This is a genomic window from Protofrankia sp. Cas3 (assembly GCF_963555955.1).
Taxonomy (GTDB): domain Bacteria; phylum Actinomycetota; class Actinomycetes; order Frankiales; family Frankiaceae; genus Protofrankia.
The window spans coordinates 17,142-41,212 of record NZ_CAUVXP010000033.1; the positions used below are offsets into that span (position 1 = coordinate 17,142).

The 24,071-nt window shown below is 67.4% G+C and carries 24 protein-coding genes and 2 pseudogenes; 14 read left to right on the forward strand and 12 right to left on the reverse strand.

Features of this window, described 5'->3' with window-relative positions:
* The first annotated feature begins 86 nt into the window (after positions 1 to 86).
* Positions 87 to 2,123 (forward strand): NACHT domain-containing protein, encoded by a 2,037-nt coding sequence (locus tag U9983_RS08905; RefSeq protein WP_322753562.1) that lies wholly within the window; start codon positions 87 to 89, stop codon positions 2,121 to 2,123.
* A 202-nt stretch (positions 2,124 to 2,325) separates the two neighbouring features.
* Here U9983_RS08905 and U9983_RS08910 read toward each other — a convergent pair whose 3' ends face one another.
* A complete protein-coding gene (locus U9983_RS08910) occupies positions 2,326 to 2,796 on the reverse strand; it encodes a pyridoxamine 5'-phosphate oxidase family protein (protein WP_322753563.1) in 471 nt (156 codons plus the stop codon).
* Between the two features lie 404 nt (positions 2,797 to 3,200).
* Here U9983_RS08910 and U9983_RS08915 point away from each other — a divergent pair, with 404 nt between their 5' ends.
* On the forward strand, positions 3,201 to 3,605 hold the full coding sequence (locus U9983_RS08915; protein ID WP_322753564.1) for a hypothetical protein: 405 nt from the start codon (positions 3,201 to 3,203) through the stop codon (positions 3,603 to 3,605).
* Between the two features lie 65 nt (positions 3,606 to 3,670).
* Here the strand turns inward: U9983_RS08915 and U9983_RS08920 are convergent, their stop codons facing one another.
* The 4 genes from U9983_RS08920 to U9983_RS08935 form a co-directional block, all read right to left on the reverse strand.
* Positions 3,671 to 3,907: a hypothetical protein gene (locus U9983_RS08920; RefSeq protein ID WP_322753565.1), complete on the reverse strand. Its 237-nt coding sequence runs from the start codon at positions 3,905 to 3,907 to the stop codon at positions 3,671 to 3,673.
* On the reverse strand, positions 3,904 to 5,142 hold the full coding sequence (locus U9983_RS08925; RefSeq protein WP_322753566.1) for a malic enzyme-like protein: 1,239 nt from the start codon (positions 5,140 to 5,142) through the stop codon (positions 3,904 to 3,906). The genes U9983_RS08920 and U9983_RS08925 overlap by 4 nt, the downstream gene beginning before the upstream one ends.
* A complete protein-coding gene (locus tag U9983_RS08930; protein WP_416210291.1) occupies positions 5,136 to 6,788 on the reverse strand; it encodes a SulP family inorganic anion transporter in 1,653 nt (550 codons plus the stop codon). The genes U9983_RS08925 and U9983_RS08930 overlap by 7 nt, the downstream gene beginning before the upstream one ends.
* Before the next feature lie 101 nt (positions 6,789 to 6,889).
* Complete coding sequence (locus U9983_RS08935; protein ID WP_322751863.1) at positions 6,890 to 7,249, reverse strand: metalloregulator ArsR/SmtB family transcription factor; 360 nt, start codon at positions 7,247 to 7,249, stop codon at positions 6,890 to 6,892.
* Positions 7,250 to 7,428: 179 nt separating this feature from the next.
* Between U9983_RS08935 and U9983_RS08940 the strand changes: the two genes are divergently transcribed.
* The gene (locus U9983_RS08940; RefSeq protein WP_322753568.1) at positions 7,429 to 8,250 is read left to right on the forward strand and encodes a DsbA family oxidoreductase; all 822 of its coding nucleotides are present in this window, start codon (positions 7,429 to 7,431) and stop codon (positions 8,248 to 8,250) included.
* A gap of 84 nt (positions 8,251 to 8,334) precedes the next feature.
* Positions 8,335 to 9,036: a PaaI family thioesterase gene (locus U9983_RS08945; RefSeq protein ID WP_322753569.1), complete on the forward strand. Its 702-nt coding sequence runs from the start codon at positions 8,335 to 8,337 to the stop codon at positions 9,034 to 9,036.
* Here the strand turns inward: U9983_RS08945 and U9983_RS08950 are convergent, their stop codons facing one another.
* A complete protein-coding gene (locus U9983_RS08950; RefSeq protein ID WP_322753570.1) occupies positions 9,037 to 10,677 on the reverse strand; it encodes a fatty acyl-CoA synthetase in 1,641 nt (546 codons plus the stop codon). It abuts the gene before it with no gap.
* An 80-nt stretch (positions 10,678 to 10,757) separates the two neighbouring features.
* Positions 10,758 to 11,219, reverse strand: a complete 462-nt coding sequence (locus U9983_RS08955; protein ID WP_322753571.1) for a toll/interleukin-1 receptor domain-containing protein — start codon at positions 11,217 to 11,219, stop codon at positions 10,758 to 10,760.
* 51 nt (positions 11,220 to 11,270) lie between these two features.
* Here U9983_RS08955 and U9983_RS27815 point away from each other — a divergent pair.
* Positions 11,271 to 11,456 (forward strand): annotated as a pseudogene (locus tag U9983_RS27815) (pentapeptide repeat-containing protein); the annotation flags it as partial.
* A gap of 369 nt (positions 11,457 to 11,825) precedes the next feature.
* Here the strand turns inward: U9983_RS27815 and U9983_RS08960 are convergent.
* Complete coding sequence (locus U9983_RS08960) at positions 11,826 to 12,149, reverse strand: transposase family protein (protein ID WP_322753572.1); 324 nt, start codon at positions 12,147 to 12,149, stop codon at positions 11,826 to 11,828.
* Entirely contained in the window at positions 12,130 to 12,597 is a 468-nt protein-coding gene (locus U9983_RS08965) for a transposase family protein (RefSeq protein ID WP_322753573.1), read from the reverse strand. Before U9983_RS08965 ends, U9983_RS08960 begins: the two co-directional genes overlap by 20 nt.
* Before the next feature lie 267 nt (positions 12,598 to 12,864).
* Here U9983_RS08965 and U9983_RS08970 point away from each other — a divergent pair, with 267 nt between their 5' ends.
* The 6 genes from U9983_RS08970 to U9983_RS08995 all read left to right on the forward strand — a co-directional run bounded on the left by U9983_RS08970 (position 12,865) and on the right by U9983_RS08995 (position 19,012).
* Positions 12,865 to 13,305, forward strand: a complete 441-nt coding sequence (locus U9983_RS08970; RefSeq protein ID WP_322753574.1) for a 3-oxoacyl-[acyl-carrier-protein] synthase III C-terminal domain-containing protein — start codon at positions 12,865 to 12,867, stop codon at positions 13,303 to 13,305.
* 28 nt (positions 13,306 to 13,333) lie between these two features.
* The gene (locus U9983_RS08975; RefSeq protein WP_322753575.1) at positions 13,334 to 13,699 is read left to right on the forward strand and encodes a nuclear transport factor 2 family protein; all 366 of its coding nucleotides are present in this window, start codon (positions 13,334 to 13,336) and stop codon (positions 13,697 to 13,699) included.
* A 216-nt stretch (positions 13,700 to 13,915) separates the two neighbouring features.
* On the forward strand, positions 13,916 to 14,572 hold the full coding sequence (locus tag U9983_RS08980; RefSeq protein WP_322753576.1) for a 3-oxoacyl-[acyl-carrier-protein] synthase III C-terminal domain-containing protein: 657 nt from the start codon (positions 13,916 to 13,918) through the stop codon (positions 14,570 to 14,572).
* 336 nt (positions 14,573 to 14,908) lie between these two features.
* Entirely contained in the window at positions 14,909 to 15,466 is a 558-nt protein-coding gene (locus tag U9983_RS08985; protein WP_322753577.1) for a transposase family protein, read from the forward strand.
* Between the two features lie 167 nt (positions 15,467 to 15,633).
* A complete protein-coding gene (locus tag U9983_RS08990) occupies positions 15,634 to 16,449 on the forward strand; it encodes a toll/interleukin-1 receptor domain-containing protein (RefSeq protein WP_322753578.1) in 816 nt (271 codons plus the stop codon).
* 55 nt (positions 16,450 to 16,504) lie between these two features.
* Positions 16,505 to 19,012, forward strand: a complete 2,508-nt coding sequence (locus tag U9983_RS08995) for a Tex-like N-terminal domain-containing protein (RefSeq protein ID WP_416211324.1) — start codon at positions 16,505 to 16,507, stop codon at positions 19,010 to 19,012.
* 124 nt (positions 19,013 to 19,136) lie between these two features.
* Here U9983_RS08995 and U9983_RS09000 read toward each other — a convergent pair whose 3' ends face one another.
* Both U9983_RS09000 and U9983_RS09005 read right to left on the reverse strand, forming a co-directional pair.
* The gene (locus U9983_RS09000) at positions 19,137 to 20,309 is read right to left on the reverse strand and encodes a DegT/DnrJ/EryC1/StrS family aminotransferase (RefSeq protein ID WP_322753580.1); all 1,173 of its coding nucleotides are present in this window, start codon (positions 20,307 to 20,309) and stop codon (positions 19,137 to 19,139) included.
* Between the two features lie 69 nt (positions 20,310 to 20,378).
* Positions 20,379 to 20,984, reverse strand: a complete 606-nt coding sequence (locus U9983_RS09005) for a hypothetical protein (protein WP_322753581.1) — start codon at positions 20,982 to 20,984, stop codon at positions 20,379 to 20,381.
* A gap of 485 nt (positions 20,985 to 21,469) precedes the next feature.
* Between U9983_RS09005 and U9983_RS09010 the strand changes: the two genes are divergently transcribed.
* The 3 genes from U9983_RS09010 (at position 21,470) to U9983_RS09020 (ending at position 23,504) form a co-directional block, all read left to right on the forward strand.
* On the forward strand, positions 21,470 to 21,736 hold the full coding sequence (locus U9983_RS09010) for a hypothetical protein (protein ID WP_322753582.1): 267 nt from the start codon (positions 21,470 to 21,472) through the stop codon (positions 21,734 to 21,736).
* 120 nt (positions 21,737 to 21,856) lie between these two features.
* Positions 21,857 to 22,777, forward strand: coding sequence for a metallophosphoesterase (locus U9983_RS09015; protein WP_322753583.1), 921 nt, complete (start codon positions 21,857 to 21,859; stop codon positions 22,775 to 22,777).
* A 7-nt stretch (positions 22,778 to 22,784) separates the two neighbouring features.
* Positions 22,785 to 23,504, forward strand: coding sequence for a 4'-phosphopantetheinyl transferase family protein (locus U9983_RS09020; protein WP_322753584.1), 720 nt, complete (start codon positions 22,785 to 22,787; stop codon positions 23,502 to 23,504).
* Here U9983_RS09020 and U9983_RS09025 read toward each other — a convergent pair.
* Positions 23,485 to 24,071: pseudogene (locus U9983_RS09025) on the reverse strand (FAD-dependent oxidoreductase); the annotation flags it as partial. The gene U9983_RS09020 and the pseudogene U9983_RS09025 overlap by 20 nt on opposite strands.

Below are 24,071 nucleotides of genomic sequence, written 5' to 3' on the forward strand. Positions count from 1 at the left end.
GATGTAGGTCGCTGAATCTGGGCTGGTGGATGGCGTGCGGACCTGGCGGTGTGCGGGCGCTGACGGCTGGTCGTGATGATGGTGACATGGGGGGATCTCGGGCGCGGCGCGCCGGTCTGATCACGCTGCTGTTGCTAGGTTTGTCGGCTGGTGTCACCGGTGTCCTGGCGTGGGTGCTGCGGCCGGACTCGGGGATCGCCTGGATCGGGGTGGTGGGCGGTGTCCTGGGGCCCCCAGGGCTGTGGCTGGCGTGGGCCTCCTACCGGGACGACCGAGCCGACAACGCGGACCTGACGGTGGAGCAGGTCGCCGATCAGATCGCGGTCGCGGTCCGCGACCAGTGGACGGCTGAGGCGGAGCTGCGCAGGCTGAACGATCCGTACGCGCTGCCGGTGCGCTGGCAGCCGGCGGATCCGGGGCTGGTGCAGGACTGGGAGTCGCTGGTCCGGTTGGCGACCGGCGGCGGTGCCGGCTGGCCGTCCCCACCGCCGGCGGGGATCTGGGCCGCCGGCCCGGCCGGGCTCACCGGCAGCGGCAACGAGCTGATTGAGGCGCTGGACCGGGTGCCGACCGGGCGGCTGGTGGTGCTCGGCGAGCCGGGGGCGGGCAAGACGATGCTGCTGGTGCGCTTGGTGTTGGACCTGCTTGCCCGGCGTGGCCCCGCCGAGCCGGTACCGGTCCTGGTGCCGTTGGCTTCCTGGAACCCGACCGGGCAGCACCTGTACGACTGGTTGGAAACCCGGCTGATCGCCGACCATCCCGGTCTGGGTGACCCGGCCCCGGGGCCCGGCGGGTTGAGTCGGGGGCGGGCGCTGCTGAACGCAGGGCTGATCGTGGCGGTCTTGGACGGGCTCGATGAGATCCCGGAAACGGTCCGGGGCGGTGCGATCGCCCGGATCAACCAGGCGTTGCGGCCGGGGCAGCGGCTGGTCTTGGCTGCCCGCAGCCGGCCCTACCAGGCAGCCGTACGCTCGGCCGGGGGAATCGAGGTCCGTCTGACCGGTGCCGCGGGCGTCGAACTGTGCCCGCTCGACGCCGCCGCCATCACCGACTACCTGCACGCCTCCGCGGGTGGGCCGGCTGCGGCCGCCCGGTGGGACCCGGTATTTGCCACCCTCACCGCCAGCCCTCCCCCTCCGGTGGCGCAGGCACTGACCACCCCCCTGATGACCACCTTGGCCCGCGCCATCTACAACCCTCGCCCAGGCGAGGCGCTGACCGCTGTCCCTCGTCGACCGCTCGAGCTACTCAACCCGGGTCTCTTTCCCACCCGCTCCGCGGTCGAAGAGCACCTGTTCGACGCCTTCATCCCCGCCGCCTACCGGCCCCATCCCGACCCGGCCCGGCGCTGCCCCTGGCCGGCAGCCGACGCCGAACGGTGGCTGGTCTTCCTCGCCCGCCACCTCGACCACAACCTGCACGGCACCCCCGACCTTGCCTGGTGGCAACTCCCCACCGCTGTCTCACCACACCGGCGCTGGCTTCCCCGGCTCGCGTTCGGGCTCGCGTTCGGGCTCGCGTTCGGGCTCGCGTTCGGGCTCGCGTTCGGGCTCGCGGTCGGGCTCACGGTCGGGCTCACGGTCGGGCTCACGGCCGGGCTCGTGTGGGAGGCAGGAATCCCGGCGCGGCAAATACGGTGGCGCCCCAGCGTCTCCAGCCTCGCGTTCGGGCTCGCGGTCGGGCTCGCGTTCGGGCTCGCGGTCGGGCTCACGGCCGGGCTCACGGCCGGGCTCGCGTTCGGGCTCCTCTTTGGGCTCGAAGCCGCTGCGGCTGACCTCACAGCGGCTGCCGATCCCATATCGATCCTCGTCCAGGACTGGGCCGCACTCCGATCATTCGCGCTCACGGTCGGGCTCACGGTCGGGCTCACGGTCGGGCTCACGGTCGGGCTCGCAGGCGGGCTCGCAGGCGGGCTCGCGTTCGGGCTCACGGCCGGGTTTCTCGAGACGGCGTGGGGATCGTTTGCCGTGGCGCGGGCGTGGCTGGCGATGCGGGGCCGGTTGCCGCGAGAGCTGATGGCCTTTCTCGCTGACGCGCACGAGCACCGGGGTGTGCTGCGTCAGGTCGGGACGGTCTACCAGTTCCGCCACGTCGAACTCCAGCGTCGCCTGGCCAACCGGTGACGAGTTGCCCTTCAGGAGTACGCGGAGCCGTCCCGGATGCCACCGGGCCTGGCAACTCCTCAAGCTCCTGAGTGACCGCTACCAGAGATGAAGTGAGCGACAAATAGCTCTTGAAGAGGCACGTCATCTACTTCTAAAAGTCACACACAACCGGCCACCCGCACCCTGGTCAACACCCTGTGCGCACCTGACCCTCATGCCCTCAGTAGGCACCGTCCAGGCGACGGTGATCCCAGGACAGGACACGGTCCGGCTCGACGAGCACGGCAGCCCGCTTCTCGACGACACGCTCGGCCATCGTGTCGGTCGTGATGGCCCGCCCCGCGGCAGCTATCCGGGTGAGCACCGCCTTCATCATCGGACGGATCTCGTCGGGCTCCTCGATCAGCCGCGCCCGACCGTAGACCAGTACGCCCTGGACCGACCCGTAACTCTCGCCCAGGTCCTCCACCAGGCAGGTGATCCGGCTGTCACGGCGCAGGTTCACTATCTTCTGGGCCTTCGCATACGAGCTGAACACGATCCGGCCATCCATCAGCCCGTAACTCACCGTTACCAGATGCGGGATGCCATGCGGCCCGTTGCTGCCGATCACAGCGCTCCAGTGCCCGTGTAGGAACTCGTCGATCTCCTGCGGGCTCATGCGGATCTGGTCACCGCGGGTCCGGCTCATGGTCGCGACGCTATCGCCACCGACCGGGGCAGCGCCGCCAGTACCTCGTCCATTACCTGGTCGCCGTTCTCCTCCGCCGCCATAGCATGAGAGAATGACCTTCGAGCGGATCAGTGTCGACATAACGGTTGACGCTCTTTCCCACGGACACGAGTGGCCGCTGGACGCCATACCCATCTGATCCGCTCATATCCGGGAAACCTCCAGGTTCTCCGGCGCGAAGAGCACCGCCGGTAGCCGCACCCCCATCCGACGGAGTCATCCCGGTGGTGTCGGCGAGACGACAGCGGATTGAGGCGATAAGGCGGTCCGCGGACCCATCCGACCGCCATCGGGCACCGAACAACAGACGGAAAGCACAACCGGACCGTCGACAGACCCGACCAACGCCTGGAGGTTCCGCCATGTCCCTCGTCCGCTTCCTGCCCGCCTGGTTCCACGCCATCGCCGACTACGCCGTCGCCGCACTGCTCATCATCGTCCCGCTGGCGGCCGGCGGCTCATCGCTCGCAGTCGCAACCGGCGTCACCGTGGGAATCGTCATCGCCGTGGTAAGCATGCTCACCCGCTACCCGCTCGGCGTCGTCAAGGTACTGCCCTTCACCGTGCACTCGGCCGGCGACTACCTGGCCGCCGCTCTTCTCGTCCTGTCGCCGGTCGCGCTGTCGTTCACCGACACCGACGGCGGGCTTTCCGCCTTCTACCTCGGCAGCGGCCTTGCCGTACTCGCGGTCAGCCTGGTCACCAACTACCAGTACAGCCCCGCCCGCACCGCACAGCTCCCGACCGTCCGCTCACAGCACGCCTGACCAGCCAAAGGGCGCGCGACGCCACCACCATCGCGCGCCCCAGGCCGACCCGGGAAACCCCCTCGCTATTCGGAACGACCTGTTGCCGGGCGTTCTTTGGGAACGATGTGAATCTGGTGTTGTGGCAGTAGCATCAGATTCACATCGTTAAGGGGCAACGCAAGGACGACGTCGCGCACCAGCACCTCGCCCGATTCACCGGCACCGAAGGAGTGCTGTTCATCGGACGGGCACAGGAGAAAACCCCGATGTGTCGCACCGAGAAACGCCGCGACGCCGACGGCACCCGCGGCGCGGGTCACTGCGACGCGGTGAGCGCCCGGATGGCGGCAACGGCGACGGCCGCGGTCAGTTCCGGATGATCAAGCGCGGGCAACAGGGCACCGGGCTCCGCCTGCTCGGCCAGAGCGTACGCGGCGGCCAGACGTGCCGCCGCAGTGATCGGCATCCGAGTGGTGACGGCCGCGGTGACCAGGCCCGGCAGCGCGTGCAGCGGGCGCGGCCCGGTGGTGGCGGCCAGCATCGGGGGTGGGGTTTCCAACCGGGTCCGCAGTACCGGGACGCCCAGCGGTGGTGCGGCGAGACCCATCAGGTCGATGACCAGATCCGTCTGGTCGGCAACGGCATGCAGCGCCTGGATGCCGTACTCCACCGGGTCGTAGAGGGTGATGTCACCGATCCCGGCCGCGACCAGGAGACCAGCCAGGTCCCCGCCTCGTGCCGGGTCGACGAGGATGACCCGGGCCCGACGCAGGTCGACGGCCCGCGCGCGCAGCGCGTTGAGCGCCGCGGCGGTGGCGGCCACGGCGAGCCCGTCGTTGACCGCGTCCAGCAACAGCTGGGAGGCGGCGTCGGCCCGGGTGTTGTCGACCGCAGCGCGGGCGGTCTCGATGTGGCGGATGTGGGTGTGGACGAGGACGGTCGCGGCGAAGCCCGGAGCCAACATCCGGATGACGGTCGCGAGCTCGTCGGCGCCGCGCGTGGCGACCGGCAGCGGAATGACGTCCAGGCCGGTTGCCCGCTGCAGGTGGACGGCCTGGGACTCGACCGCCGGCAGAGCCGTCTCGGCGGGCATCGGCTCGAAGTCCAGGACGGCACTGGCGTCGGTGATCAGCGCAATCCGCCGGGAGCGGCCCGTGTAGCGGTCGGTATGGCGTGGATGGGCGGCGAGATGGGTGATCACCCGGCGGTCGGCGTCGGCGTCCAGCAGCGCGACGTCATGACCGGTGGTGACGGCCGCACGCACCTGCTGGGCGAGCTTGCCCGTGGAGGCGGTCGCGAAGACGAGGTCTTCGGCGTGGAACAGGTCGGTGCCCAGGCGGCGGCGCAGCGCGGCGGTCAGCCAGGTCAGGGTGCGTGCACTGTCCGCGTCCAGGATGATACGGTGCGCACCGTCCGGGTCGGGTTCGTCCGCCTGAACGGTGACGGTACCGGGCGCGTCGGCGATGACCGACCGGACCTCGCTCACCGCCCGGGCCGGGACACGGATCTGGATGCTGTACGCGGGATTCACTCCGGTCGGGCTGGGAATCAGCATGTCCCCTCCACCTGCGGCTGGGAGAGCGCCGCACGCGGATTCGACAGCACATCCGGCGCCAGGAGCAGGGCGTGCGCGATCGCGGCGGGGGTGTCGGGAAACAGCAGCCCGTCGCGGCGCAGGTGCTCGGCGACGCCGAAGGTGGACAGCACCTGCTGATGGCCGGGCCTGATACCGGACAACAGGACGCAGATGCCACGGCGTTCCAGTTTGGTGATCACATCCTTGAGGACCAGGGCTCCGGTGGAGTCGATCGCAGTGACGCGGGACATCCGCAGGATGACGACCAGGACATCGGCCACGTCGGTGAGTTCCAGGAGGAAGCGGTGCGCGGCGGCGAAGAACACCGGCCCGTCGATGCGGTATGCCACGATGTGCCGCGCGAGCAGGGCCTGTTCTTCTGCGTGGTGGTCGGTTGGTGACAGACCATCGTCCAGTGCGACCTGTTCGACCCGCGCGGCCCTGGCAACCTGGCGTAGCGCCAACGCTCCGGCCACGACCAGGCCGGCTATCACTGCGACGACCAGGTCCAGCGCCAGGGTGGCCAGCGCTGTCAGCACCAGTACCGCGGCGTCGCCCCTGTCCGCACGCGCCAGCACCCGAACCGAGCCGACTTCGACCATGCGTACGGCGGTAGCCAGCAGCACCCCGGCAAGCGCCGCCAGCGGGATGCGTCCGACCAGGGGGGCCGCGGCGAACACGATGACCGCGAGCGCGACCGCATGGGTGAGTGCGGCCAGTCGGGACACCGCGCCGGAACGGACGTTGACCGCGGTGCGGGCGATCGCGGCGGTGGCGGGAACCCCGCCGAACAGCGGTGCGGCCAGGTTGGCCACGCCCTGACCGAACAACTCCCGGTCCGGGTCATGGCGATCGGACACGCTCATCGCATCCGCCACCGTCGCCGACAGCAGTGACTCCAGCGCGGCGAGTGCGGCGACCGCGACCACCGAAGGCAGCAGTCCCGGCACTGCGGAAGGGTCCAGGAAGCCCAGCGAGGGGGTGGGTAGCCCGGCCGGCAGGTGGCCGATGCGCGCCACCGGCAGGTGCGCGGCCTGCGCTGCGACGGTTGTCGCGACAACCGCGACGAGGGAGAAGGGCACCGTCGGCCGCCACCGGCCCCCGGCCAGCATGACCGCGATGACCGTGCCGGCCAGGACCACGGCCGCCCAGTGCGGATGTCCGGCGAAGTCGATGACGGCACGTGCGGCCACCACGACGACCTTGTCCCCGGGTGGGGCCTTCACCCCGAACGCCGCGGGTACCTGTTGGAGGGCGATGACGGCGGCGATCCCCACGGTGAAACCCTCCACCACCGGCGCCGGCACATAGCGCATGTAGCCGCCGACCTTCGCCAATGCGAGGGTCACCAGCAGCAATCCCGCCAGCAGCCCGACGGTGAGCACTCCGCTGGGACCGTAGGTGTGGACAATCGGTACCAACACCACGGTCATAGCGCCGGTTGGTCCCGAGACCTGCAGATTGGATCCGCCGAAGATCGCGGCAAGGGCGCCCGCGACCACTGCGGTGGCAAGTCCCGCCTGGGCACCGAGCCCGGAGGAGATCCCGAACCCCAACGCCAGGGGTAGGGCCACCACCGCCACGGTAAGTCCGGCGAGCAGGTCCTTACGTGGCGAGCGGCCCATCGAGATGAACGAGGCCCGGGTGGGCAGCACCGCTTGCAACCGGCCCCACACCGCCCGCCCAGTCACCCGCCCGGTCACCCGGCCAGGCGCGATCGCCGCGCTCACATCGACCTCGTGTCGGCCTCGCGCAGCTGCGCGAGCAGCTCCTCCTGCCCGGCGAGCATCTCGGTGAGGATCCTTCGCGCGGCCCGCATCAACTCGGCCACGTCCCCGCCCGCGAGCGCGTAGACGACCGTCGAGCCGTCCCGGGTCGCCGTCACGATCCCCGAGCGGCGCAACACCGCCAGCTGCTGGGACAGATTCGACGGCTCCACCTCGACGGCGCAGCGCAGGTCCCGAACGGGCATCGGCCCGTCCTGGAGCAGTTCCAGCACCCGGATCCGCACCGGATGCCCCAGCATCCGAAAGAACTCCGCCTTCGCCTGATAGAGCGGAACCTGCGTCCGCGCGGCCCTGGTCACCCTCGTCCCCGGCATCGGCCTCGGCTCGCCCTTCCCCTGCTCAGCGGCCCGCCGCTCGAGCGCAGCAGGCCATCCACCATGTCGCTAATTGAAGAACTCTTCAATTAGACCCCAGACCGCAGACTAGACCCAGACCCCAGACCGCCACGTACACCAGCCGGACATCGGGATAAGTCGAGGTGTACCTCATATTTCGGTCAGCATTGCTCCAGCAGGGCCGGCACAGCCGCCGTACCCTGCCCTCGCATCCCGACCGCATCCCGACCGCATCCCGACCGCATCCCAACCAGCACATTCCGACCAGCACCGAGGAGAACCCCATGCGGGTTGACATCTGGTCCGACCTCGTCTGCCCGTGGTGCTGGATCGGCAAGCGCCGCTTCGAGCAGGCGCTGGCCGGCTTCGCCCACGGCGACCAGATCGAGATCGTCCACCATTCATTCCAGCTCGACCCGACCATGCCCGCCGACCGCGTCGTCGGCCAGACCGCCATGTTGGTCGCCACGTACGGCATGACCGAAGCGCAGGCCCGGGCGAGCCAGGTCGCGGTCGAACGCACCGCAGCCACCGTCGGCCTGGAATACCACCTGGTCGACGGGTTTGTCGGCAATACCGCCGATGCGCACCGGCTCGTCCAGCTGGCCGGGGACCGCGGCATCCAGGACGCCGTCGTCGAGCGCTTCTACCTGGCCCACTTCACCCAAGGGAGGTCCCTGTTCGACCGCGAGTGCCTCGTCGGACTGGCCGGTGAAGCCGGTCTGGACGCCGACGAGGCCCGCCGCGTACTCGTCGAGGGCACCTACGCCGACGTGGTGGACGGCGATGCCCACCGGGCGCGGGCACTGGGTGCCACCGGCGTGCCGTTCTTCGTCGTCGACAGCCGGTACGGAGTCTCCGGCGCACAGCCCCCGGAAATCTTCACCGAAGCGCTCTCCCATGCCTGGGCCGACATCCACCCGTCCGATGAGGGAGCCGACCAGACAGTCGAAAGTTCAGCATAATTATATTACTATTTGAAGGAGTATTGGCGGATGGGATGTCGGGCCGTCCGATGGTCACGACACCCGAAGTGAGGAGATCCCAGCATGTCAGATGGCCAGGAGCGGCCCGACAGACCGACCGGGCCGTCGACCCTTTCGTCGACGGCGGCAACTGGCGAGGGGCTGGACGAGGGGGTGACCGACGGACTGAGCGAGGCGCGCCGGGCCGCGGCGGCCCTGCGGGCGCTCGCCGGACACCTGGCGACCGGCGACATACCCACCGAGGACCTGCGCGCCATCGCCGACGCCGCGCAACGCATGGAGCGCCTAGCCCGGCCGCACGCCCGCGCCAGCCGGTACGACGGCCGGGCGGGGCTGCGGATCGGCAGTGCCGACAATGCCGTGCTCTGGGAACGGCATCCCATCTTCGGCCGCTCCCACCCGTTCGCCCCGCCGCTGATCGTCGAACACCGCGGCGAGATGTTCCACGGCGAGGTGACCCTCGGGCCGGCATACGAGGGCAGCCGGAACAACGTCCACGGTGGCTACATCGCCGCGCTGTTCGACGTCATGCTCGGACATGCCGCATCCCTCGCCGGGAAACTCATCGCCACCGGGACGATGACGATCCGCTACAAGGCGCCGGTGACGATCTCAACACCGCTCCGGGCGGAATCCGAGCTTCTCGATGTCGAGGGTCGTAAAGTCCGGGCAACGGCCAGGCTGCTGATCGGTGAAAGCGTCAGCGCCGAGGCGGACGGGGTGTTCATCAGCGTGGGGTCCGAATGGTACACCAGCCCCAAGTGATCACGGTACGACGGCGCCGGCGAGATGAGCGTGGATCGTCCGCAGCTCCCGCTTGAGGATCTTACCGCTGGGGCTCTTCGGGAGCTGGTCGGTGACGACGACATACTTCGGGGTCTTGTAACTGGCCAGACACCCGCGCGCGTAGTCGATGATCTCTTCGGGGGCGATCGCCGCCCCTGGGCGCGCGACCACGACGGCGGTCACCGCTTCGATCCAGTAGGGATGGGCGATGCCGAACACGGCGACCTCGGCCACCGCCGGATGCCCGTAGATCGCCTCCTCGACCTCCCGACTGGCGACATTCTCACCACCGGTTTTAATCATGTCCTTTTTCCGGTCCACGACCGTGAGATAACCGTCGGCATCAAACACGCCGAGGTCACCGGAATGGAACCAGCCGTTCCGGAACGCCTCGGCCGTCTTCTCCGGATCCTTGTAGTAACCGAGCATGGCGTGCGGGCTGCGGTGCACGATCTCCCCGACGGTTCCAGCCGGGACGGGCATGTCGTCGTCGTCCACCACCATGGTCTCGACGTTGAGAACCGGCCGGCCGGCCGAACCCGCCTTCGCCTCCTGAAGGTCCGGAGGCAGGACCGTGGCCACCGGCGCCATCTCGGTCTGGCCGTAGAGATTCCACAACCGCAGCTCCGGCAGCCGTTGCCGGATCTCCCGTAGCACCTCAACGGGCATCGGCGCCGCACCGTAGATGCCCTTGCGCAACGACGACAGGTCGTGCGACTCGAAGGTGGGGCAGCGCAACAGGCCGATCCACACCGTCGGCGGGCAGAACAGCCTCGTCGCCCGCTCCCGCTCCACCGCGGCGAGAATGGCCGCCGGGTCCGCGCTGGGCAGGATCACGCTGGTGGCACCCAGGTAGATGGCCGGCGTGAGGCAGCCGTCGAGCTGCGCGCAGTGATAGAAGGGAAGTGCCTGTATGTCGATGTCGTCCGGGGAAAGCTCACCCTCGATGATGCAGCTGACATACTGCGCAATCAACGAGCGGCTGGTGAGCACGACTCCCTTGGGCCGGGATTCGGTACCGCTGGTGTACATCAGGCGCACCGGGTCGTCATCACCGATGGCCACATCCGGTTCGGATGTGTCGGCATGCGCCAGCCAGGACGTGACGTCCTCCCAGCGGCCGGCTGTGCCCCGCTCCGCCGCACCTTGCTCCGCTGCACCCGAGCTGATCAGGCCGGCGAGGGCGACCCCGCGACCCGCCACGGTCAGCGCCCGCTCGGCGATCGGGGCCAGCGCATCCTCGGTCACCAGCCCGCTCACCTCGCAGTGGTCGAGGATGAACGCGATCTCCTCGGCGGTCAGCATGAAATTGACCGGGACGAGGATGGCGCCGAGCTTGGCCAACGCCAGATAGACGACGACGAACTCACGGCAGTTGTGCGACAGCAACGCGATGCGGTCGCCCTTGACCACCCCACGATCGGACAGCGCGTGCGCCGTCGCGTTCACCGTCGCGTTCAGCTGCGCATAGGTCTCGCGGAAATCGCCAGCGACGAGGGCGGTCTTGTCCGGATATCGAAGCGCCGTCCGCCGCAACAAATCACCGATCGTGTGCGAGCGCGCCTTTGTCACGTGTGCCTCGACGCTGTGGCCCGGACCGCCCGCCATGCTGTTCCGCATCCGGATCCGTCTCCTTCCGTCCGCGTGGATCATAGCGAGTTCCGCCGTGTTCTGCACCGGTCGGCGAGAACCGGGGTCAGTCAGCCTTCGCCATATTGGCGGTCGACATCCCGCAGCGCACGGATCAGCCGAGGGTAGCCGTCGTCGGCGAACAAGTCGACATGCATCCATCTGCTCAGGCGATCGGGGATGTCGCACGGCTCAAGGCGCACCGGAATCATGAAAACGGCCCCCTGCGGTTGTTCCATGGCCACGTCGAGCGCCCAGACGATCTGCCGGTTGACCGAACCTGGTCTGGACACGGCGCTCGACAGGCACACGACCACGGCCCGGCTTCGCTCGATCGCCTTTTTGATCTCTTCTTGCCGGTCCTGGCCGCCGCCGAGGTTCTCAGCCTTGAGCCACAGGCCACGCAACCCGTCGGACCGCAGCCGGGTGTACAGGTTGGCCGCGGTGGCCGCGGTGGCCGCGGTGGCCGCGGTGGCCGCGGTGGCCGCGGTGGCCCGTGGCGCGAAAACCCGCCCGAGCAGGGCGCAGGACACGCTCGCGGACCGGGGCTCACTCAGGTATCGGAGGTCGAAACGCGGCCGGGCGGCAGGCGCCGGCGCCGCGGCGATCTCCGGGGGGCGTACCTTATCGCGGCCGACCTGCGCGGGGCCGACCTACGCGGAAGCCTCTTTCTCACCCAGCCGCAGGTAAACGCCGCGAAAGGGAATGCGGGCACCCGCCTGCCGGCGGCGTTTACCCGTCCCGCGCACTGGCGCCGGGCAGGCAACTGACCTTGGGCCGCTCAAGATTTCGCGTGAACCGCTCGCCCCGGTTGTCCCATCGCGGATTCGTCCGCGCGTCGTTCATCGCCCACTCCTGGAGGGTTCCCACTTTCGTGGAAAGTCCTTATTATACCGCTCGATCACCTTTTTTGTCAAAATTTCTCCTCGAATTCGACAGGGTGAGATGGCCGATCGTTGAATGAGGATTATTCAAAACGCTATTTCGCCATTAGGCGGGTTTTTCGTTAAGCGATTCTCCGGCCGCTCAACGTCCGATCAAGCACGACGTATCGCGTAGGCAACGGTTCTTCCCGGTGGTATTGGTTCATTCGCCAAAACTCGCCAATGCCACGCAGAGGAAGAGCGTTATTCATAACGTCACCATCCAAGGCGGTAGAACTCAAGTCGGGTGACGATTCGGATGACGTTCGGGAGTTCGGTGAGCCGGCCGCGGTAGCCGGTGGCGAGGATCTTCCAGTTCTTCAGGTGGGCGATGCAGCGTTCGACGGCCGACCGGCGGGCGGAGATCGTCTTGTTGACGGTTTTCTCGTAGTCGGTGAGGTCGTCGTACTTGGTTCTTTTCTTCGGGGTGGTGGCGGTGGTTCCCTGGTAGCCGGCGTCGGCGGTCCAGGTGGTGGTGTCGAGGACCGCTTCCCACCCGCATGCGGTGACGGCGTGGCGGTCATGTCGGGCACCGGCCACCGGCCACCGGGTCCGACACGGCCAGCACGGTGTCGTCGGTGGCGGCGGCGACCTGGACGTTCAGGCCCTGCCGTCGGCGTTTGCCGGAGTAGTTCTCGGCTGCTCCGGTCCGGTTGCCGGTGGGGATGTCGGTGCCATCGACGAGTGTGTCGCGGTTGGCCAGCACGTCGGTGAACGCGGGTTGGTGCAGGCAGAGGACCTGGTCGAGGAGGGGCATCAGCCGGCGGTAGGTCCGGAAGACGGTCGGCTGGCTCACCTCGAAGAGGTCCGCCACGGTCGTCTGGCTGAGGTTCTGGCGGAGCAGCACCAACAGCATGTCGACCTGCCTGAAAAGACCCAGGGCGGGAGGGCGTCCGCTGGGGAGCCGTACCTCGATGACGTCCTCGATCCGGCAGATGATCTCCCGGATCTCGTCGGCGGAAAGCCCTGTTGTAGAGTTGTTGCGCACCGGTTCTCGTCCTGTCAGGAAGGGTTGTGTGGTAACTCCGTTTCTCTCAGGGCGAGGCCGGTGTCCTACCTCGACACGCGAGACGATTCGATTCCTTGGGTGTTCGTGGCGTGACGGCCGACGTAGCGGTGGTCTGCCGTTTACTCAACTGGGGCTGTGTCGCCAGTCGTCAACGACGAATGGGTGTGCGCCGGCGCGGCAAGGCAAACCGCCCGGGCTCGTTGATGTTGTCGTTACTCGCTTCAGGCGACTTCTGAATAACGCTCCGTGTTGACCTGCGTCATCGGTGCGGATCTCGACCGTGGCTATCTGGTGGAGAACGTCGAACACATCATCGAGCCCGAGTTGTCCGTGCTCGACCCGGTCCAGAACACCCTAAGGTTCATCGACCTGTTCGCCGGGCGGATGACCGAGGTGTGCGCCCGCAGCTATGCGCGTACAGGTCGCAACCCGGACGAATTCGCGGCGCTGGTGCTGGCCAACCTCGTAGCCCCGGTGCTGAAGAACTATGCGGCGGTTGCCCGGATACCATTCCGTCGGGTGCCGACCGACAATATTGCCCGGTTCGGACATTGCTTTGCCTACGATCAGCTGATTACACTGGCTACTCTGGCCGAGTGCGGTGCAACCAGGTCCGGCGATGTCGTCCACGTGCTCGGGGCCGGAGCAAACTACTTGTTCAGCTCGACTGTTATGCGGCTACTGTGACGAGCCGCCGGGATCGGAGGAACCAGATATGCCGTGGACCGTCGAGCGCGCCATCTCGTTTACCGAACACCACATCGCGGTGTGGAACAAACACGATCTTGACAGTATTGTCGAGCTGTACGCCGAGAACGTCGAGCTGACGTCCCCGCTCGCCGAGCAGGTCGTCGGTACCTACGTGGTGCGGGGGCGGGACGGGCTGCGTGACTACTTCGGGCGTGCTCTGGACGCCAACCCGGAGCTGCAGTTCGAGATCGTCGACGTGCTGCGCGGCCTGGACAGCATCACGATCTACATGCGCAGCGTCGGCGGCAGGATGGTCGCCGAGGTCCTGGTCGTGAACGCCGACGGTCTGATCGAGAAGGTGTTCGCGCATTACAGCTGCTCGCCCTCGTGAGTCCGACGACCAGCGTTGTCACTGTAAGTGATCAAACTTACGCTTTGGGTGAGCTTATCTCGGTGGAACTGGCGGCCGGCGCCGGCACGGCGACCGCGCTGACCGGCCGGCTGCGCGCCTACGGGTTCGCCCACTGATGTGGACGCAGTCGTCTATGCCAGCTGCAGCTATGGCGTCGCGCCGGCCACGGCCCAGGAAGAGGCGGTCAGGAGCACCGTGCTCGAGCCGTTCGGCCTTGGCGCCGCCCGCCTGTTCGGGGTGTGGCTCGGCGAGTCGGGCAATCTGGCCAGTGCGATGCGGCTCGCGCGAAGCCTGCTGGTCGGGGCCAACCTGCGCACCGTGCTGGTCGTGGTCGCCGACGCGATACCGGCGCAGCCCGGCGAATACCGGGCCATGCCCAACGCGGTGACCATCAACGGTGATACCGCCGCCTGCCTGTTGTCCACCCGGCTGCCCGGCCCCTACCAGCTCGTGGGCATCGGGCAGGCGGCGGCCCCGGCGATGGCCGCCGCGGGTCGCCGGCGTGGGCTCCGCGAGTACCTGCATTTCATGTCCGGGGTCAGGAGCGCACTCATGCTGCTCTACCAGACCTCGGGCACCACGGCGGAATCCTACCAGTGGATGGTCGCGAACAACTACAGTGCGGCGAACCTGGACGACTTCGCGGACATCGCCAGAATCCCTCATGACCGGCTGTTCCGTGGAAACGTGCCGCGATACGGCCATCTTTTTGCTGCGGATGGCCTGATCAATCTCGCCGGGCTGGCTGAGTCCACCGAGATCGTGCCCGGCGAGCGGGTGCTCCTGTTATCCACGGGTCCGTTCAGCTGGGGGGCGGTCGGCTTGCTGCGGCTCCAGGAAATCCGAACCTGAAGGCGGTCTAGATGCAAATTACCGAGGAATTCATGCGCAACCCGTACCCCGAGGATTATTCAAAACGTTATTTCGCCATTAGGCGGGTTTTTCATTAAGCGATTCTCCGGCCGCTCAACGTCCGATCAAGCACGGCGTGTCGCGTAGGCAACGGTTCTTCCCGGTGGTATTGGTTCATTCGCCAAAACTCGCCAATGCCACGCAGAGGAAGAACCGTTGCGATATCAGCGTACCACCGACCTGATGGTGCCACAGATGTGTGAACTTGTTGCTCGCGTTGGTGGTCGGTTGACGGAGTCCTGAGGTCGGCCGAAGGCGTGCACACTGGAGCGCGCGGTGGAGATCGCGTGCATGTACGTCCGGCACAATGTCACCGAGGAGTTCATCGGTGACATGCATGACGTCTCGCAGCCGACCATCTCGCGGATCATCACCAGCCTGGTGCCTGTCGTGAAGGCGGTTCTCGAGGAGTTCGTCCCGGATGCTCGGGAGGCCATCGAGATCGTCAAGGAGCGGCTGTGCCTGGTAGACGGCACGATCACCCCGTGCTGGTCCTACGACGACCAGCCCGAGCTATGGAGCCGGAAGAAGGGCACTACAGGGTTCAACGCGCGGCTCGTCAGCCTTCTCGACGGCGAACCGATATTCATCTCCGACCCCTTGGCGGGCAAGAACCATGACGCGGCCGCGTTCGCCGCGACAGCGGTCGCTGACATCGTGAATCACTCAGGCGGCGGAATCGGGGACAATGGCTACCAAGGCCGCGACGGAATGGCGACGCCCCGGAAAACACCACCTGGCGGGGCGCTCAGCGAGATGGACAAGACGTGCAACGCCGAACTGTCCGCGTTGCGAGCACCGATAGAAAGAGTTGTCGCACACTTCAAGAACTAGCGCATCCTCCACACAGACTACCGGCGTCCTTACTCCACTTATCACGATGCATATGACGTGGCACGTGGACTGTTCTTCTTTTCGGTATCATGGGGTTTTGAATAATGCTCCCGAGCCACGCCACCCGAAACACGCCGTAGGATTCCTGAAATCGGAGGGGGTGCAGGATGGGCGACGGGACTGGTCGGCCAATCCAGTTACGGCTCTCGGCCGACGAGCGCCGGGATCTACTGGACACCTGCGCAAAGATCGCCGGAACGGAGGGCGCCACCGGAATGCTGCTGGATCGGATCGGCTATCCGCGAGGGTACCGCCCCGGTTGGCAGGGCACGATACCCGTCCACTGGTGGCACCAGGTTTTCGCCGAGCTGGACAACGGTATCGTCGTCGATCCCTACCACCGCCTGCTCGAAGCGGCGCTTGACCTGTACCCGGCCAATCCCGTACTGACCACGATCGCCGGCCGTCACGACATCACGCATGATGATCCACTAACTGCGGAGATCGACAAACACCGGTCACAATTGATCACCAACAGGCCGTCGCGTGCGGTCGAGCAGTCCAACCCCGCGAGCGAGCGAATTATTCTATGCTATTCCAAGCACGATCAGGAACGTGTACGCGCCTTATATGATCGCCTGCGAAATGATGGGCTGGCGCCCTGGCTCGACGACGAGGGCATTCCTCCCGGTAAGGAGCGGGAGCTGCTGGTCAGGAAGGCAATCAGGGAGTCCGCCGCCGTCCTGGTCTGTCTGAGCGCGAACGCGACGAACAGACGGGACTTCCTGCACAGGGCGATCCGGCTCGCGCTCGATACGGCGAGCGAACAGCCCGAAGGTGCGACATACATCATCCCGGTGCGGTTGGAGGTCTGCGACATCCCCGATCTGCTCCGACCCTGGCAGCCTGTCGATCTTTTCGACGGTCGCGGTTACGAGAAGCTACTGCGCGCGTTGCGCGGCCTGCCGCGTACGCGGGCCTGACGATCAGGCAAGCTGGTCACGAAGACTTCGGACCCCAGCGCGAAGGCGGATCAAGATTGTGACGACGTCGGTTCATCGCAGGATCGCCGAGGAGCTCGGCGTGCGTGAGGGCCAGGTGACCGCGGCCGTGGACCTGCTCGACGGCGGGGCCACCGTGCCGTTCATCGCCCGCTACCGCAAGGAAGCGACCGGCGTGCTCGACGACGCGCAGCTGCGCACCCTTGAGGAGCGGTTGCGGTACCTGCGTGAGCTGGAGGAGCGCCGCACCGCGATCATCGAGTCGATCCGCTCGCAGGGCAAGCTGGACGACGCACTCGAGGCGCAGATCATGGCCGCCGACTCGAAGGCGCGCCTTGAGGACATCTACCTGCCGTACAAGCCCAAACGGCGTACCAAGGCGCAGATCGCCCGGGAGGCGGGCCTGGAACCGCTGGCGCAGGCGCTGCTGGGCGATCCGACCCTCGACCCGCAGCTGGCCGCGGCAGCGTTCGTCAACGCCGAGCGCGGCGTCGACGACGTCAGCGCCGCGCTGGACGGCGCACGCGCGATCCTGGTCGAGCTGTTCGCCGAGGATGCCGACCTGATCGGGACCCTGCGCGAGCGGATGTGGTCGCGGGGCCGGCTCACCTCCCGGGTACGCGAGGGCAAGCAGGATGCCGGCGCCAAGTTCGCCGACTACTTCGACTTCGCCGAGCCGTTCACCAAGCTGCCCTCGCACCGGATCCTCGCGCTGTTCCGCGGTGAGAAGGAGGAGATCCTCGACCTCACCCTGGAGCCGGAGGAGGCCGTCGAGGAGGCCGCACCGCGGGAGACCCCCGCGCCGAGTGCCTACGAGCTGACCATCGCCGAGCGCTTCGCCGTCGCCGACGTGGGCCGCCCGGCCGACCGCTGGCTGGTGGACACCGTGCGCTGGGCCTGGCGCACACGCATCCTCGTCCATCTCGACATCGACCTGCGGATGCGTCTGTGGCAGGCGGCCGAGGACACCGCGGTGGGGGTGTTCGCCGTCAACCTGCGCGATCTCCTGCTCGCCGCGCCCGCCGGCGCCCGGGTGACCATGGGTCTCGATCCGGGCCTGCGCACGGGTGTCAAGGTCGCGGTCGTCGACGCGACCGGTCAGGTCGTGGCCACCGAAACGATCTACCCGCACGAACCGCGGCGGCGCTGGGACGAGTCGATCGCCGTGCTGGCCCGCCTCGCGGCCCAGCACGGCGTCGATCTGATCGCGATCGGCAACGGCACCGCGTCTCGGGAGACCGACAAGCTCGCGAGCGACCTGGCCAGGCTGCATCCCGACCTGTCGCTCACCACGGTCGTCGTCTCCGAGGCCGGCGCCTCGGTCTACTCGGCCTCGGCGTATGCCTCCCGTGAACTACCCGAACTGGATGTGTCGCTGCGCGGCGCGGTGTCGATCGCGCGCCGTCTGCAGGACCCGCTGGCCGAACTCGTCAAGATCGACCCGAAGTCGATCGGGGTCGGCCAGTACCAGCATGACCTCTCCGAGATCAAACTGTCCCGCTCGCTGGACGCGGTCGTCGAGGATGCGGTGAACGCCGTCGGCGTCGACGTCAACACCGCCTCCGCCCCGCTGCTGACCCGAGTCTCGGGCATCGGCGGCGGGCTCGCGGAGAACATCGTGCGCCACCGTGACGCCAACGGCCCGTTCCGCTCGCGCCGGGCCCTCACCGACGTCCCGCGGCTCGGCCCGAAAGCGTTCGAGCAGTGCGCCGGCTTCCTGCGCATCCGGGACGGGGACGACCCGCTCGACGCCTCCAGCGTGCACCCGGAGGCGTATCCGGTGGTCCGGCGCATCCTGACGTCGACCGCCGGCGAGCTCACGGCCCTGATCGGCAACACCGCGCTGTTGCGCGCGCTGCGGCCCACGGACTTCGTCGACGACACCTTCGGCCTGCCGACGGTCACCGACATCGTGGCGGAACTGGAGAAGCCGGGCCGTGACCCGCGCCCGGCGTTTGCGACCGCGACCTTCGCCGACGGTGTCAACACCCTCGCCGATCTCACCCCCGACATGGTGCTGGAAGGGGTGGTCACCAACGTCGCCGCGTTCGGTGCCTTTGTCGACGTGGGCGTGCACCAGGACGGCCTCGTGCACGTCTCGGCGATGTCGAAGACCTTCGTGGCCGACCCTCGGGACGTGGTGAAGTCCGGCGACATCGTGCGGGTGAAGGTCCTCGACGTCGACATTCCCCGCAAACGCATCTCACTCACCCTGCGCCTGGATGACGACGCCGAGCGCCGCGGTGAGCAGGCAGGCCCGCCGAACGCCGCGCGCCGGGACCGTGGCGGGGCACCTCGCGGCGGACAACCACGCGCAGCGGCACAACCCCGTGGCGCCCAACCCCGCGATACACAACCCCGCAGTGGCCAGCCCCGCGATACACAACCCCGTGGCGCCCAACCCCGTGGTGCACAGCCCCGCCCCCGTCGTGGGGAATCAAGCGTCCCGACCGGTGCGCTCGCGGACGCGCTACGCCGTGCCGGCCTGGTCGACGAATTCGGCAACACCATCACCGGCCCGAAACGCACCGGCCGCGGCGGCTGATCTCCGGTAGTGCTCCGGGGACTGCGTCCTGCGGGCGCGCGATCTTACGATCGTCGCGCGTCCTTTGGTCCTCCATGCCGACGAGTGCGCGATCGCCGCTCCTTTCGCGCACTCGGAGCCTCACTCATGCTGTGCCCGTTGGTGTCTCCAGGTAGAAAGCCGCGGCCACCTTCTCGAAAGCACGGATGTACTGCTCCATGTGCCGCTCGGTGTAGACGGGGTGGGTATAGAATGGGAGCGTCCGCGCAGCGAGCCAGCGTGCTGTGGCGCAGTCCGTCTTCGAATAGTCGATCGGAGTGGCACTGGGGTCGTCAAACGGGTAGTTCAGCTTCCCGAAGCCGTTGTTTTCGACGAAGACGCGTTCCCGATACATTTCCGCCAGCTGAACCGTCGTGTAGGGCACGCCCTCCGCGTTCATGGCTGCGGCGAACTCCGCAACGGGAACCGACAGTCGTTCGGAGTCGAGCACGAAGGGCGCCCACCAGAACGCATTTTCCCGCTCCTGCGAGTCCACGGGGGCGTGTATCACCAGCGGATGGTCCTTCAGCGCCTCGATCAGCCGGCGGCCGTTGGCGCGACGCCGGGGAAGGTTCCACGAGTCGAGGCGGGCGAGTTCGGAACTTCCGATGGCCGACTGCATCTCAGTGAGTCGGTAGTTGAAGCCCACCCGCCGATGGATGTACTCCGGTCCGAACTCCATGAGCCCCATGCGCCTGACCACGTCATAGCCGTGATCCCGCAGAGAACGACATTCCCAGCTCAGATTCTCGTCATCGGTGACGATCGCGCCACCCTCACCACCGGTGGTGAAATGCTTGCTCTGGCAGAAGCTGAAGCAGCCGACGTCGCCGACCGTTCCGACTTTCCTCCCCTTGTAGGTCGCGCTAATGCTCTGCGCACGGTCCTCGACGACGAACAGACCGTGTTTCCGGGCGACCTCGACGATCGGATCGAGATCCGCGACGACGCCGTAGAGATGGACGACGACGATCGCCCGAGAACGAGACGTGATCTTCTTCTCGACGTCGGCAGCGCTGAGCGTGTGCGACTCGTCGACGTCGGCGAAGACCGGCAGCGCACCAGCCTGCAGCACACAGGAGGCAGAGGCGATAAAGGAATACGGAGTGCAGATGACCTCATCCCCCGGTCCGATGCCCAGCGCGGCAAGAGCGGTATGTAACGCCGACGTGCCGCTGTTCGTGGTGATGGCGTGGTCTGCGCCGAGGTATACGGCCAACTCCGCCGGGAACGGCTCGTCCGTGACCAGCGCACCACCGAAGATCGCCAGCTTGGACATTGTCAACCTCCTCGCCTGCTGGATGGCCGGGCCGGATCAGACGCTACGGGTTACCGGGTGGCATGAATCTCAGGCTGCGAGCGAATCGCCGAGCCAACGCGACATGGCGATGATGGTAAGCGCTGGATTGGCCGCTCCAAGCCGGACGAAGTTTCCCGGACCGGCCAGGTAGACACCGGGGAGCCCCTCAACCTCAAGGTCCTCCGTCACCGGCAGCGCGCCTCCACCGCCGCCGCTGGGATGGGAACAGGCTTCGTGCTCATATGACCCGTACGGCAGCTCGAACTCGGCCACCCGCCCCGCCTGCGGGTGGGCGAGCAAGGCGCGAAAAGCATTGCCGGCGCCGAACCGTTGCACGTCCTCCTCGTCGCCCTCGCCATTGCATACGCCGACCACACCGTTACCAGTCGAATACGACGCTGTTATGTCGAGGAGTGAACCTTGGCAGATCTCGTCCGCTTGACGCAGGAGCTCCTGGCGAACCCTGCCGATACGATCGAGACCGGCGGGCGAGACCGTCGTCGTTATACGGGTGGTGGCCGCACCAGCGGTGGACGACGGCTGGACCATGAGCGTACTGAAGCCAGTAGCGGTCTCAACATCGACATCCCAGCCGCGCCACGTGCGCCTGAGCGAGAGCGCCCGGCCACGGACGATATGGAAACGGTCGCTCACAGCGGCCAGCCGAAGGGCCTCCGGAAGCGGTGAATACGCTTCGAACCGGCCGGTCCGCTCATCATCGCGCGCCGCTTGCGGAGCGTGCCGGCTACCGATCCTCCTCGCGACAGCCGACAGCGACGACTCTCGTAGTTCTGGAAACCCCGTCCCGAGTTCACCATAGACCTGCGCATAGAGCCCGCGCGGGCCGGCTAATCACTCCTGCCAGCGAGGATGCCAATCACCCAATTCCTCGGGGGTGAGACCGAGCAGGACACCGTGATAACATAAGGAACGCCCACCGAGTCGTTCTGAAAGCCCGAGGTGTACATACAGGACGACCGCCGGAGAGTGCGAACCACAGCCTCATCCGCAAACCGATGGAGCGACTTGTCGCTCGCCGTCGTTCTACGCCAACCCGGCGGTCCATCGTCGCCTCCGGTCCGAAAATGTCCACGAGGACAATTGCCCGCGTATGATTTCCTCGGCCGCAAATGTCGCACATGCTTGAGGAGCTGTCAGGACTGGAGGAGCTGTCAGGACTGGAGGAGCCGTCAGGACTGTCGGCGGTTTCCCGATACCCGGCCGGGCCTGGCCGGTACGGAGTTCAGCGGAGTGTGGACGGCGATACGACCGTCGTCCAGGTGCCGGCCACGGCGATCACCGGACGGGAGCGGGACCGGATCGCGGCCGTCACGCTCGCCGCCTGCCGAGCTCTGGGCGAGGACAATCGGGGCCGATTGGCATCGGACCGGCATCGCTCATCATGACGTCGTCGCACCACCGGGATCATCCCAGCCGACTCCGGGCGACAGCGGTCCAAAGCGGGCCGACCCGCGCCTTTCCGGTGTCAGCGGAATGTCCGGAGCAATGGCGGTAGGGTCGGACGGGTGACCACATCCCGGGCGTCGGCTGGGAAATTACTGGCCATCAGTGATCTGCATGTCGCCTATCCCGAGAACCGTGAGATCGTCGAGGGGCTTCACCCGGAGTCGACTGGAGACTGGCTGATCGTGGCCGGTGACGTCGGCGAGGTCGTCGCGGATGTCGAGTGGGCGCTGGCTCTGCTGCGCGACCGCTTCTCCACCGTGATCTGGGTTCCCGGTAACCACGAGCTGTGGACGCCGCGAAAGGACCCGGTGTGCTTGTCCGGTGACCGGCGATACCGGCACCTGGTACAGATGTGCCGCGGCCTGGGCGTACTGACCCCGGAGGATCCCTATCCCGTCTGGGAGGGCGCCGGTGGCCCGGCGACCGTGGCACCGCTGTTCCTGCTCTACGACTACACGTTTCGTCCGGCGGGCACGCGCACCAAAGAAGAAGGACTTGCCGTGGCCCACGAGGCGGGTGTGGTGTGCTCGGACGAGTTCCTGCTGGACCCGGATCCGTACCCGGGTGTGGACGCATGGTCACAGGCACGGGTCGCGCATACCCGGACGCGACTCGCCGAATGCGATCAGAACCTGCCGACCGTCCTGGTGAACCATTTCCCGCTGGTCCGCGACCCGACAGATATCTTGCGGCACCCCGAGTTCGCGCAGTGGTGCGGCACCGAGAGCACCGCCGACTGGCATCGTCTGTTCCGGGCCACGGCCGTCGTCTACGGCCATCTTCACATTCCGCGGACGACCTGGTACGACGGAGTCCGGTTCGAGGAGGTCTCGGTCGGTTATCCGCGGGAGTGGCGCCGCTGGACCATCCCGCGAAATGTTCCCCGTCAGATTCTGCCGGAGCCCGATCTGTATCCTTCGGCTTGGAGCCTTTCGAGTCGGCAGGCACCGAACCAGCAGGCACCGAACCGGCAGGGCTGAGACACACATGACTGAGACCGGCCTGCTTACTGCCCTTATGCCCGCCGACGCGATCGCGGTCGAGGCGTTCACCGACGACCCGGACGCCGTGCTGTTCGCCGAGGAGGAGGCGACCCTCGGACGGTCCGTGGACAAGCGACGCCGGGAGTTCACCACCGCCCGGGTATGCGCCCACCGCGCGCTCGCCACGCTCGGCCTACCGCCGGCGCCGATCCTGCCAGGTCCCCGACGCGAGCCGCAATGGCCCGCCGGAGTCGTCGGCAGTATCACGCACTGTGCGGGATATCGCGCGGCTGCCGTGGCCTGGTCTACCGATGTCGTCACGATCGGTATCGATGCGGAACCCAACGCGGTTGTCCCGCCGGGCGTCCTGGACCATGTCGCCCTGGCCGAGGAACACGCCTGGCTCGGTCCCCTGCAGGCGCACCACCCCGAGGTGTGCTGGGACAGGCTGCTCTTCAGCGCCAAGGAGTCGGTCTACAAGGCGTGGTTTCCCCTTGCCGGGCGCTGGCTCGGCTTTGACGACGCGGTCATCACGGTCGAGCCGTCCACCGGTACCTTCTCCGCCCGGCTGCTGGTGGCGGGACCGATCGTCGCCGGTTGCGAGCTGACCGGGTTCACAGGTCGTTGGATGCTCGGCAAGGGCCTGCTCATCACGGCGATCACGCTGCCTGCGATCACGGCGCCGTCCGTCACAGGGCCTGCGGTCACAGGGCCGGAACTCTGACGGCGGAGACGACGTCAACGAGTTCCGCCCGGGTCGGTAGGTCCGCGGGTCGCGTCGGGCGCCATCCCGAGGCGAGCAGTTCTGCCACCCGTGGTTCCACCGCACGCAGGTCCTCCGGTGCATCGACCAGGTGCATGTGGCGGAACACCGCGCGTGCCACCACCGGGTCGGCAGTGGCGGCGGCGAGCACCATGAACCGCGGCATGGCAGCCGGGCTCGGCGGGCTCATGGCCGGAATGGCCGGAACGTCCGAAACAGTTTCGTTCACGGCGGCATGCCAGACTACCGAACGCGACCGATCCAGTGACCGGGCGTCGTCGAACCACGACCGCAGCTCGTCATGGACCCAGGCGTCAACACGTTCACGCCACAGCTCGGGATCCGCCGGGTTCTCCGCGACCGCCCGGGCGAGGGTGAGAGCGTGCGCCACGGCCAACGACGTGCCCCGACCGAAATGCGGGTTGGTGGTGCAGACAACGTCGCCGATCGCGTGTACGCCCGGTGGCGTGGCCGGACCCAGCGGCCGGAACACGTTGCGCAGCCCGTTCATGACCATGATGTCCGAGA

Excerpts from the sequence above, each read along its gene's own strand:
- U9983_RS08905 (WP_322753562.1), top strand. The coding sequence starts at position 87 with ATGGGGGGATCTCGGGCGCGGCGCGCCGGTCTGATCACGCTGCTGTTG.
- U9983_RS08910 (WP_322753563.1), bottom strand. The coding sequence starts at position 2,796 with ATGAGCCGGACCCGCGGTGACCAGATCCGCATGAGCCCGCAGGAGATC.
- U9983_RS08915 (WP_322753564.1), top strand. The coding sequence starts at position 3,201 with ATGTCCCTCGTCCGCTTCCTGCCCGCCTGGTTCCACGCCATCGCCGAC.
- U9983_RS08925 (WP_322753566.1), bottom strand. The coding sequence starts at position 5,142 with ATGCTGATTCCCAGCCCGACCGGAGTGAATCCCGCGTACAGCATCCAG.
- U9983_RS08930 (WP_416210291.1), bottom strand. The coding sequence starts at position 6,788 with ATGGGCCGCTCGCCACGTAAGGACCTGCTCGCCGGACTTACCGTGGCG.
- U9983_RS08945 (WP_322753569.1), top strand. The coding sequence starts at position 8,335 with ATGTCAGATGGCCAGGAGCGGCCCGACAGACCGACCGGGCCGTCGACC.
- U9983_RS08950 (WP_322753570.1), bottom strand. The coding sequence starts at position 10,677 with ATGCGGAACAGCATGGCGGGCGGTCCGGGCCACAGCGTCGAGGCACAC.
- U9983_RS08975 (WP_322753575.1), top strand. The coding sequence starts at position 13,334 with ATGCCGTGGACCGTCGAGCGCGCCATCTCGTTTACCGAACACCACATC.
- U9983_RS08990 (WP_322753578.1), top strand. The coding sequence starts at position 15,634 with ATGGGCGACGGGACTGGTCGGCCAATCCAGTTACGGCTCTCGGCCGAC.
- U9983_RS09000 (WP_322753580.1), bottom strand. The coding sequence starts at position 20,309 with ATGTCCAAGCTGGCGATCTTCGGTGGTGCGCTGGTCACGGACGAGCCG.
- U9983_RS09010 (WP_322753582.1), top strand. The coding sequence starts at position 21,470 with ATGCTTGAGGAGCTGTCAGGACTGGAGGAGCTGTCAGGACTGGAGGAG.
- U9983_RS09020 (WP_322753584.1), top strand. The coding sequence starts at position 22,785 with ATGACTGAGACCGGCCTGCTTACTGCCCTTATGCCCGCCGACGCGATC.